Origin of the sequence: Streptomyces sp. NPDC005574 (genome assembly GCF_040605435.1) — a bacterium.
Taxonomy (GTDB): domain Bacteria; phylum Actinomycetota; class Actinomycetes; order Streptomycetales; family Streptomycetaceae; genus Streptomyces.
Map to the genome: position 1 here is coordinate 19,829 of NZ_JBEXCW010000087.1, position 10,168 is coordinate 29,996.

5 protein-coding genes and 1 pseudogene are annotated in these 10,168 nt (G+C 69.8%); 2 read left to right on the forward strand and 4 right to left on the reverse strand.

The window, feature by feature from the left end; genetic code table 11:
- The 4 genes and pseudogenes from ABZT03_RS34600 to ABZT03_RS34615 form a co-directional block, all read right to left on the reverse strand.
- A complete protein-coding gene (locus ABZT03_RS34600) occupies positions 1 to 2,136 on the reverse strand; it encodes an SDR family oxidoreductase (protein WP_356046809.1) in 2,136 nt (711 codons plus the stop codon).
- A gap of 76 nt (positions 2,137 to 2,212) precedes the next feature.
- Entirely contained in the window at positions 2,213 to 5,917 is a 3,705-nt protein-coding gene (locus ABZT03_RS34605) for a beta-ketoacyl synthase N-terminal-like domain-containing protein (RefSeq protein WP_356046810.1), read from the reverse strand.
- A 48-nt stretch (positions 5,918 to 5,965) separates the two neighbouring features.
- The gene (locus ABZT03_RS34610) at positions 5,966 to 7,417 is read right to left on the reverse strand and encodes a PfaD family polyunsaturated fatty acid/polyketide biosynthesis protein (protein WP_356046816.1); all 1,452 of its coding nucleotides are present in this window, start codon (positions 7,415 to 7,417) and stop codon (positions 5,966 to 5,968) included.
- A gap of 794 nt (positions 7,418 to 8,211) precedes the next feature.
- Positions 8,212 to 8,355: pseudogene (locus ABZT03_RS34615) on the reverse strand (IS6 family transposase); the annotation flags it as partial.
- Positions 8,356 to 9,234: 879 nt separating this feature from the next.
- Here ABZT03_RS34615 and ABZT03_RS34620 point away from each other — a divergent pair.
- Positions 9,235 to 9,522, forward strand: coding sequence for a hypothetical protein (locus tag ABZT03_RS34620; protein ID WP_356046818.1), 288 nt, complete (start codon positions 9,235 to 9,237; stop codon positions 9,520 to 9,522).
- The gene (locus ABZT03_RS34625) at positions 9,416 to 9,991 is read left to right on the forward strand and encodes a YcaO-like family protein (RefSeq protein ID WP_356046812.1); all 576 of its coding nucleotides are present in this window, start codon (positions 9,416 to 9,418) and stop codon (positions 9,989 to 9,991) included. The genes ABZT03_RS34620 and ABZT03_RS34625 overlap by 107 nt, the downstream gene beginning before the upstream one ends.
- Positions 9,992 to 10,168 lie beyond the last annotated feature (177 nt).

Here is a 10,168-nt window from a genome sequence, read left to right on the forward strand (position 1 = left end):
TCATGGGTGGGGGGTGAGGGCGACGCCGAGGAGTTCGGCATAGAGGGTCTGGTCCTCGCGTAGCAGGGCGATGTCGCAGACAGCACGCTTCCCGGCCCGGTCGCGGCCGTGCACCAGGCAGTGCAGGGTCCGGCCGGCAGGACCGAACCGGTGCCTGCGGTACTCCCCCAGGCCCGTGGCTGCGACGGGGAAGCCGAGCACGTGGTTACCCCACAGGGCCGCGAGTTGCAGGACGGCGTCGACGGCCACGGCTTCGAGGTGCGGCACTTCTCCCCGCACTCCAGTGCCACCGACCTCCAGCAAGGCGACAGCGCCAAGATCACCGATCCGCACGCCGTCCGCCGGCATCCGCAGCACGTCATCCCAGCGCACCACGTGTCCGCTGTCCTCGCGCCCGTCGAACGGGGGCAGATACGGATGGTCGGGCCACACACCGCCGCTCAGCGTCTCGCCGATCCGGGCGACTGCCTCGACTCGTGAGGCCGCACCCAGCAGCCGCAGTTCCAGCCGATCGCGCCGGGGCACGCCCTGGACGTGCAGGCTGCCGCCGCCGTACGGCGGCTCTGTGGCACCTGGCGTGTCGAAGGCGATGTCGCCCAGCACGACGATCGGCTGGTCCGGGTGCCAGCCGCGCGCCGCTGCGGTGAACAACTCCGCTGCCATCGATATCGGTTGGAGGCCGGCGCGGAGACTGAGTCCGCTGGGCTCACTCAGGTGTTCCGTCCCGTTGGCAACTGGCGCCTCGGCCCTCAGCGTCGGCGGGTCGGGGAGCTCGCCGGCCGTCAGGATGACGTGCGCGGAGCCGTGTCCGGCCTGCAGCTCTGCTGCGAAGGCGCCGGCTCCGGCACGCAGCGGGATCAGGTCCAGTCCCTGCTGCCCGAACCGGGTAGCGATGTCCGGGGTGACCATGCCGCCGTCCCAGGGGCCCCAGCCGATGGAGCGGACCAGGCAGTGCGGTCGCCGGGCACGTTCGACGGCGGCGATCTGGCCGAGGACCTCGTTCGCCATCGCGTAGTCGCTCTGGCCCGGGTTCCCCGCCCACGCCGCGATCGAGGAGAACAGGCAGAGCAGTCGCAGCGGGTCGTCCCGGGTGGCGTCGAGAAGCACGCGCAGACCATCCAGTTTCGTGGCGAGGACCGCCTCGTACTGCTCCGCGGTCTTGTCGGCGATGCTCTTGTCGTGCACCACGCCCGCAGCGTGGATCAGGCCGGTGATGGGCCCGAACACCTCCCGGACTGCGGCGAGTGCGCGGTGCACCGACGGCGCGTCGGTGACGTCCACCGGGAAGTACCGCACCTCGGCGCCATCAGCCCGCAGAGCGGCCAGGGTCCGGCGCACCTCCCGGGCGGCGAGAATCCGGCGTGCCCGGGCAACGATCGCCGCCGGGCCGGAGTCCGGGGCGCGGGCGGCAAGTCGTGCCACCAGGGCCGGCTGGTCGACGGCGGCCTCCAGCCCCGGGGGCTCCTCCTCGGTGAGCTCGGTCCGGCCGAGCACGGCCAGCCGGGGGCGGTACCTGGCGGCCAGTTCGGCGAGAACTGCGGGTGTCACCCCGCGGGCGCCGCCGGTGACGACGACCACGCCGTCCTCGTCGAGTGGGGCGTCTGCGGGCTCGGCGCTGCGGGGAGCGGCAACCGTGTCGAGCGTCACGCGCCGGCCGTCCAAGGGCAGGCCGACGTTGAGGGCCGGCCCCCCTGACACGAGCTCGGCGACGATGGCCTCGGCGACCGCCGCGCTGTCGCGGTCGCCGCGGGCGCAGTCGATGGCCTTGACGCTGGCCGCGGGCCACTCCCGCGCCGCGGTCCGCGCCAGGGCGGCAATGCCACCGAGCCAGGCACGATCCCCTTGCCCGCCGCTCAAACCGAAGTCGCCGCCGGTGTCCTGAACGACGGCGAACAGGCCACCGTCCGCCGCCATCACGGAGGCAACCTCCTGGGCCGCCGTGAACACCCCGCGCATCACGGTCAATCCGTCCTGGGGTGTCTCAACGGGCGCCATGCCACCGAGCAGCAGTACGGCGTTCGCTCCGCTCAGCGAGCCGTCCTCGGCCGCCTCGATCCCGTGTGCGCGCAGCCTGGTCACCACGTCCCGGGCCAGCCCGCTGCCGCCGTCCACCACGTGGAGGACAGCTCCTGTCAAGCCGCCCATGGCGACACCTGCGGACGGCAGTTCCACGGCCCGCACCACGCGCCGCCGCACTGCCGGCCGGCTCTGCTCAGCCAGCGCGTCTTTCACCCTCCTCGGCCGAACCCTCACCCGTGGACTCTTTCCCGTGCTGGCCCGTCGCGGGCGTGCCGGCGGCCAGCTGCGCGACGATCGCGTCGACGGTGCGCAGCTTGAACAGGCCGGCGAGCTCGGGAGAGTCGGAGGCGGGCAGCCCGGGGACACGCTTCCGGACGGCAGAGAGGATCTGCACCTTCTTGATCGAGTCAACACCGAGCTCCGACTCCAGATCCATGTCGGCACCCAGGAGCTCGACGGGATACCCGGTCATCTCCGCGACAATTCCCAGCAGCAGCCCGGCGTCCAGAACGGTGGTGGGCGGCTCGGGAGCAGCCATCACGGGCGCCGCGGCGGGAGAAGCCGCAGGCAGCGGGGCGGTGGGAGCGGCCGCAGGCAGCGGGGCGGACGGGGGAGCGTTGAGGGGGACGGCGGACGGGACGGGCGGGAGTGGAGCCATGAGCTCGGGCGCAGGGGCCTGGAAGGCCGTCGGCGTGGGAGTCTCGGGCTGCGGGAGCATTTCCCGGACCGGGGCGACGGACGGCGCGAGTACGCCCGCCGCAGAGGCGACCTCACCGGTGCCCGCCAGGCCTGCCAGCCGGCCCAGGGTGTTGTCGACGAGCTGCAGGTAGGACTGGTGGCCGGCCAGCAAGGCCTGCTGGAAAGCCGCCTGGGCCTCGGCGGTCTGCCGCTGGGTTGCGGTCAGGACCTGCAGCCAGTCCGGCTCGGGGACGGTCGGGTACTGCGCCATCGGCGTGCTCGCTTTCTCGGTGGGCGCGGGCTGGAGCGAAACAGGGACAGGGACAGGGACAGGGGCGGTGGTCGGTTCGGGCCGGGACTCCGTCGGGAGAGCCGCTCGGCAAGGAGCGGCCGGCGTGGGGGCCGGTGCGATCGGCCCCGTGTCGGACGGCGGACCGGGGCGGCCGTACTCGGCGCCGTTGATCTTGACAGCGGCTGCGCCGGGGGGCCGGACCGCCGGCTCCGGTGCCGGCCACAGAGCCTCGAAGTCCAACTCCACGCCGTTGACAGCCAGCCGGCCCAGAGCGGTGAACAGCGACTCCACCGGGCACATGCCCTTGCGGTCGAGGTTGATCGCGAGGTGCGGCCGCTCGCCCAGGATCGAGCCGACCATCCCGGTGATCGCGGTCCCGGCGCCGACCTCGACGAAAACCCGGGTGCCCGCGGCATACATCGCCTCGATCTGGTCGACGAAGACGACCGGTGACGCGCCGTGCACGGACACCATCTCGCGCAGTCGTGCCAGATCCGGGCCGTAAGGCTCAGCCGTCAGGTTGCTCCACGTCTCGATCTTCGGAGGCGACAGCCGTTCCGCGTCGAGAAAGGCGGAAAGGGCCGCATTCGCGGAGGCGACCAGGGGGGTGTGCGCGGCGATGACCACATCCAGCCGCCGTGCCCGTACGCCACGCGTGGCGAGCTTGGCCTCGAACTGCTCGATCGCGGCTGCCTCCCCCGACACCACGACCTGGTCGGGCTGATTGTGGTTGGCGACCCAGATTCCTTCCGCGCCCTCCAACTCCGCCTTGACCCGCTCCAGTGGGAGTGCCACGGCCAGCATTCCGCCCGGGACCTCCGATGCCGCGCCCATCACCTCCCCGCGTCGCCGGGTCAGGCGCAGCAAGGTGTCCGCGTCGTAGACACCCGCCGCGTGCAGGGCGACCAGTTCGCCGAGGCTGTGCCCGCCCAGACGCTGGGCCCGCAGTCCAAGCACGTCGAGCACCGCCAACAGCGAGAGACTGTGTGCGGCCAGCGCGGGCTGGGCCCACTCCGTCCGGGTCAGCAGCTCACGCTGTGCCTCCCGCTCGGCCTCGCTGAAGGCCGGTTGGGGAAAGACCACCTGGTGCAGCGGCACCGGCCCCAGTTCCAGCCCCGCTACCCGGTCCCACACAGCGCGGGCGGCCGGAAAGGCCATGGCCACCCCGGCGCCCATGCCCGGATACTGCGACCCCTGGCCAGGGAAGAGGAAAGCCAGCGGACCCAGCTCGGCTTCCCCGGTGCTGTAGCTGACGCCGCCGGGAGCTGTCATCGGCCGGTTCGGGCGCAGTGCGAGGAACCGGTCGAGCTTGGTGCCGGCCTCGGCCGCGTCGGCAGCGACGAGGGCCAGCCGGCACACGGCAGTGCGGTCGAACGTGCGCCTGCTCTCCCGAGCCGCCTCCACGAAGGGCATTTCGTCCAGCAGTTGACGGGCTCGGGTCCTGAGAGTGTCCAGCGACGGGCCGCTGAACAATATGAGTTCCTGCGGCAGTGCGTGGTAGCGCGCCGGTTGTGGCCGTCCGTGATGCGGCCGGTATTCTTCGAGGGTCGCGTGGTAGTTGCTGCCACCGAAACCGAAGGCCGACAACGAGGCCCGGCGCGGATGGTCGTCCGCCCTGACCCACGGCCGGGCCTGCGTGTTGAGGTAGAAGGGGCTCTTTTCGATCTCCAGCGCCGGATTGGGCCGGGCGACCTTGATCGTCGGCGGAAGCACCTTGTGATGCAACGCCAGGACCGCCTTGATCAGTCCCGCTGCGCCGGCCGCCGCTTTGGTGTGACCGATCTGCGACTTCACCGACCCGAGAGCGCACCAGGCGGTGTCGGCACTGTCGGCGGCGAAGACCTCCCGCAACGCGGCGAACTCGGCAGCGTCCCCGGCCCGTGTGCCCGTGCCGTGCGCTTCGACCAGCTCGACCGTGCCGGGTGAGTAGCCGGCGAGCTCGTAGGCGCGCCGCACGGCCCGCGCTTGTCCTTGCGGTTTCGGCGCGTAGATTGCGCTGCCGTGCCCGTCGGAGGCCGTTCCGACCGCCCGCACAACCGCGTAAACCCGGTCACCGTCGCGCTCGGCGTCGGCCAGACGCTTGAGGGCGACCATGCCGAGGCCCTCACCGATCACCGTGCCGTCGGCGTCCGCATCGAAGGGCCGCACCTCGCCGGAGGCGGACAGGGCGGGAGTCTTGCTCATCGAGACGAACATCAAGGGGTTGTTGAGCGTGTCCGCGCCGCCGGTGAACATCACGTCGGCGTGGCCCAGAGCGAGCTCGTTGACGGCGGCGCTGAGGGCAGCCAGCGAACTGGCACAGGCCGCGTCGACCGTGCAGTTGATGCCGTGCAGGTCGAAGCGGCTCGCGATCCGCCCCGCGATCACATTGGAGAGCATCCCGGGGAAGCTGGATTCCTGCCAGGGCACGAACTGGTCGGCGATCCGGTCGCAGGCCGCCTGCGCCTCTTCCTCCGGTATGCCCTGCAGCCGCAGCGCCCGCAGCCAGACAGGTCGCTGGATACGGGCTGCCATGGTGCCGAACATGGGGAGGGAGCCGCTGCCGAGGATCACACCGATCCGTTCCCGGTCCAGCGGGCCCGCCAGGTTGGCTTCTGTGTCCGTCAGCAGCCGGTCGGCCACGACCAGGCCGAGCAACTGCGTCGGGTCGATGGCCGCCATCGTCGTGGGCGGGACGCCGTGCGCGATCGGGTCGAAGTCCACAGCGGGCAGGAAGCCGCCGCGCCGGCAGTAGGTCTTGTCCGGAGAGGACGGGTTCGGGTCGTAGTAGTCGTCGACCAGCCAGTGCGTCGACGGCACATCGGTGAGAAGGTCCTTCCCGGCGACGACATTGCGCCAGAACGACCGGACATCGGAGGCCCCGGGGAGTAACGCGGCCAGTCCGACGACGGCAACGGGAACCGGCTCGGGCGTGCGGGACTCAGACATGGACGGCATCTCTCTCATACAACCGGTCAGTTCAAGGAAGCGGGTCGTTCACAAGTCGCTTACAACAGGTGAGGACAGGAGACGGGGCACGTGGAGGCCTGTGCGCGGGACGTGGACGCCGTAACTGCGCAACTGATGGGCACGGGTGACCACCGCCGCGCCCTCCATCAGATTCCGGGCGATCTGCACGACCGTGCAGTTCTCCGGTTGGGCCAGCGAGCTGCCGACCACCCACCGGTTGAACGAGCCGATCGCGGGCCCGCACCAGACCTGGTAGTCCGCCCGCCGGGACGGCTCTCCGGTGATGGCCCAGCGGCTGGCTTGCCCCAGGTAGGAGCGGAAGACCAGGGCCATGCGGTGTTTGGGGTCACGCTCGGCGACTGTGATCTGGCCCGGGTCGCGGCCGGCCCAGTAGCGTCGAGTGACGGCCCATGCCTCCTCGAAGCCGGCCCGTAGCAGGTCGCGTTCTATCCGACCGCGAACCCCCGCGGGAATCCGCTCCAGCGAGTCGTAACGGCGGTAGGCCTCGTAGAGTCCGGCCGCGCGGCTTGCGTACATGGTGCCGCGGCGCAGCACCTGCACCTTGACGCCGTACTCGAACATATCGGACGCCGGGGCCATCACGACGTCGGCCAGGTCCGCTTCGGCGAGCAGCCGCTTCACCTCGTCGGAGGTCCCGGCCTCGACGGATCGCTGGTTGACGGTCCCCGTCACGACGTAGTCCGCCCCGCAGGCGAACGCCGACGCCACAGCGAGCGGATCACCGAGCCCGCCGGCGGCACCGACCCGGATGCGCTCGGAGTAGTCGTGGCGGCGGGAGAGGGAGTCCCGCAGGCCCAGCATCGCGGGCAGGATGACCGTCAGCGGACGGTTGTCGGTGTGGCCGCCGCTGTCCGCCTCAACGGTGACGTCCGTGGCGAGTGGTACCCGCCGGGCGAGCGCGGCCTCGTCAGCGGTCAGCCGCCCCTGATCCAGCAGGACCCGCAGCAGCTCATCGGGGGCCGGAGACATGAACTTCTCGGCCACCTCGGGGCGAGACACCTTGGCGAACAGACGGGTCCGCCGGTTGATCTTGCCCTGCGCGTCCGCCTGCAGGCCGGTTGCGGCGCACCGGACGACCGCTGGGGTGAGGTCCATGAAGGCGGAGGCGGACACATTGGCCACACCGTAGTGGTGAACCAAGTCGATCACATCGTCCTCGTAACCCGGTTCGTTGGGCGAGTGGAGCAGGTTCACGCCCCAGTTCGACGAGGGATGAAGCGTCTCGGCCAGTTCCTGGACGGCTGCGCGGACCTGTGCCGGGCCGAGCCCGCCGGCGCCGAAGAAACCGAGCAAGCCCGCCCGGTTCATGGCCACCACCATGCGGACGGTGGAGATCCCGTTGGCCATCTCGCCGGCGATGTACGGAAGACGGACACGGTGTGTGGCGGCGAAGGTGCGATCGCCCAGCCACTCCGGATACAAGGCGGGCAGCGACCCGAGTACTTCCAAGCCTCCCATGCCTGGGCGCAGATCTCCCCCGTGGACGACGCCCCGGATTGCTCCGTCGCCCACGACCTCAAGCCTGTGACGGGGGTCGACGAGGAGCGCCGCGACATCGTCAGGCATGACGGCCAAGGGTTGCCCCTGCGGGTGCCGGCGCAGAGATTCACGAACGAGAAGCGGAGTACGCCCGACACCGCCGCGTTCCGGCGAATCGTCGAGCATGTCCGAAACACCCACCTGTTTCACCCCTTGCAATAAGCATCGGAACTCGGTGTCGGATGACCGAAGGCCGTGTGGCTCCAGTTGCGCAAGACACAGCAGATGTCCCATGGCTCCGCCATCGGGCTCCGGAACGAGCACCGGCACACAACGCGGCCGCATCCGCACACCGAGACCGACTTACGACCGGAAGGCCGAACAGTGAATTTCGCGTGACCTCTGGAGCCGAATTGGATTGTCGATCCGAACCGCCGATGTCTCGCATCGAACCGCATCATTGAATCCAGAACTTCCGCTCGATGCGAAACTAGCCGCTCCGCTTGGCGGTCGTCAACAACGAATTCGCCGTAAAGGGACTCGGAGAAGTAGGGGAATGTCTGATTTGATCACGGAATACCGCGCGGGGTGAGGGCGTCGGCAGGTGCGGTGTTGCGGGCCGTCCGGTGGTGTTGGTGTAGCCGGCGAGTCTGAGGGCGCCGCGGGCGATGTCGCGCAGGGCCGTCGTCCACCGCGAGGGGGCGTCAACTTGTCGAGCGAGGTGTCGGGTGGGGGTGTGTCAGGCCATGTGCGGGCAGGTTTCGGCTTCGTGCTCAGGGTGTGGTGGGCGGGCTGACGACGCCGGTGACGTGGTTCCAGATGGTGAAGCGGTGGCGTATTTCGGTGCGGTAGCCGGGGGCGGTCATGCGGTGGCGGCGGGGTCGGAAGTGGGGTGAGATGCCGCTGAACGCGGGTACCGGTGCCCCTTGTACGACGGTGACGCAGCCCCCACGGACAGCCCCCCCTCCAGCGTGATCAACGCAAGGGCCACCCCACCCCGGTCAGTCAACGTGACAGCACCGGGCTGAACATTGCCTTTCAGTACACGGCGCACTGGACGGACGGGTCGAGTTGAGACCGTGGTGCGCACCGAGCGCGGTCTCGGACATCGCCGGTTTTCCGCATCGGTGGCGGCTGTGCCCGCACCGGCGGTGTGTTGGCGTCCCGGACCGGCAGGTTCCGGTCCTGGGCCTCTGTGCAGCCCGAACATCGCGGAAACCGGGGCTGTGCGGCTTCGGCGAATCCGTTGCCGTGCGGGTCGCCCGTTGCCCGGGGCGGACGCTTCCGCTGCCCGTCGAGGAGCCTGGACCGGTCGCCGACCAAGGCGGACGACACGCCGACCGTCACCTATGATCTGGCCGGGAAGCCGCACCGAAGGCTCCGCATGACCGCAACCGTCGACGGCATCCTGGCTATGCACAAATCGGAGTCGGACTCTCGACAGGAAACACTGAAATCACGGGACCTCGTGGCTACCAGCTGCTGTCCGGGCGAAAACGCCCGCCTCCGCGGTGGTGTCGTCATTTTTTGACGCGCTGTAATGGGCCCGTAGAAGTGCAGGACTTGACACCCTGCCAAGTAAATGCTGTTCTGCTCTCCGATGCCGGTGTGTTGTGCGTGTACTCGGGTTGCCGGGCCATAGAAGGAAACCACTCCGAAACACACCGCTTGCGCATGAATCGCGGTCGCGGAATGTTGCACGACCGTCGATCCCGCTGCTTTAGCGGGTAGTCGGCGGTAATCGATCCGGAGCGTATGGATTCGCCGAAGAATCCGTTGAGGAAGGGAGAGGGGCAGTGCCGAACGACGTGCTGGAGAACCCCGGCAGTCTGATCTCCCCCTACGGTGTGGCCGGCGAGGTGCGAGAGCTGACGTACTCCCCAGGAGAGCCCAAGGTGTTGGGGTACGGATCACTGGCCGTCCAGGTGCAGGACCTACTCGACGAGGACCCCCCTCGACCTGTCGTCGCTGCCGCGGTTGTCGGCCGAGGAGTACGCCCGCTGGAGTACGCCCGCCCCGGTCAACCGCTGCTGCCACCGGCCCCCCACCGCCCCGATCCGGTGGGTTGCGCGGCTGGTCGCTGACCCGGCGGCGTCCGGTGTATGTGCCCGCCGTGGTGGCCTGGATGGGCTGCGCGCACCACAACGCCCCGCGGAGCGTATCGGGCATCAGATCAGCACGGGCTTCGCCGACCACGGGGATCTGCGCACCGCGGTGACGCACGCACTGTGCGAATGCGTCGAACGAGACGTGATCAGCACCGTGTGGCTGCGCCGTCTGCCGCTTCCGCAGCTGGACATCAGCCCACGTCCGAGCTTGGTGAGGCGGATCGGGCGATGCTGGGGCACTGCCGCCAAGAGGGTCGCAGCGCACGTAACAGTGACGAGCTTCATGGCGGAGCGGGCGTCGACGATCCCTTTGACGAGGTCGTCACCCCGGCCCAGCTCAAGAGCCGCGTCGGCCACCAGCGGCATCGAGGTGCCGGCAGCAAGTCCAAACCCGCCAGCGTGCCTGCTTCAGTCCGCGGAGAGGCTGGACACCGAAGGCTCCTGAACAGTCGAGCACCGCCCTCGCGGCGACCGCGGTGCGACGTGCAGCACGTTGGGAAAGGCTCATTGACTTCCTCCCCCTCGTGAACGAGGGGGATTCCTACGGCTCGCGCCGTGGGGGTTTCTGCTTCATAGCCGACTGCCCCGTCCGGGAGGACTCCCGTTGAGGTCTCACACCGGC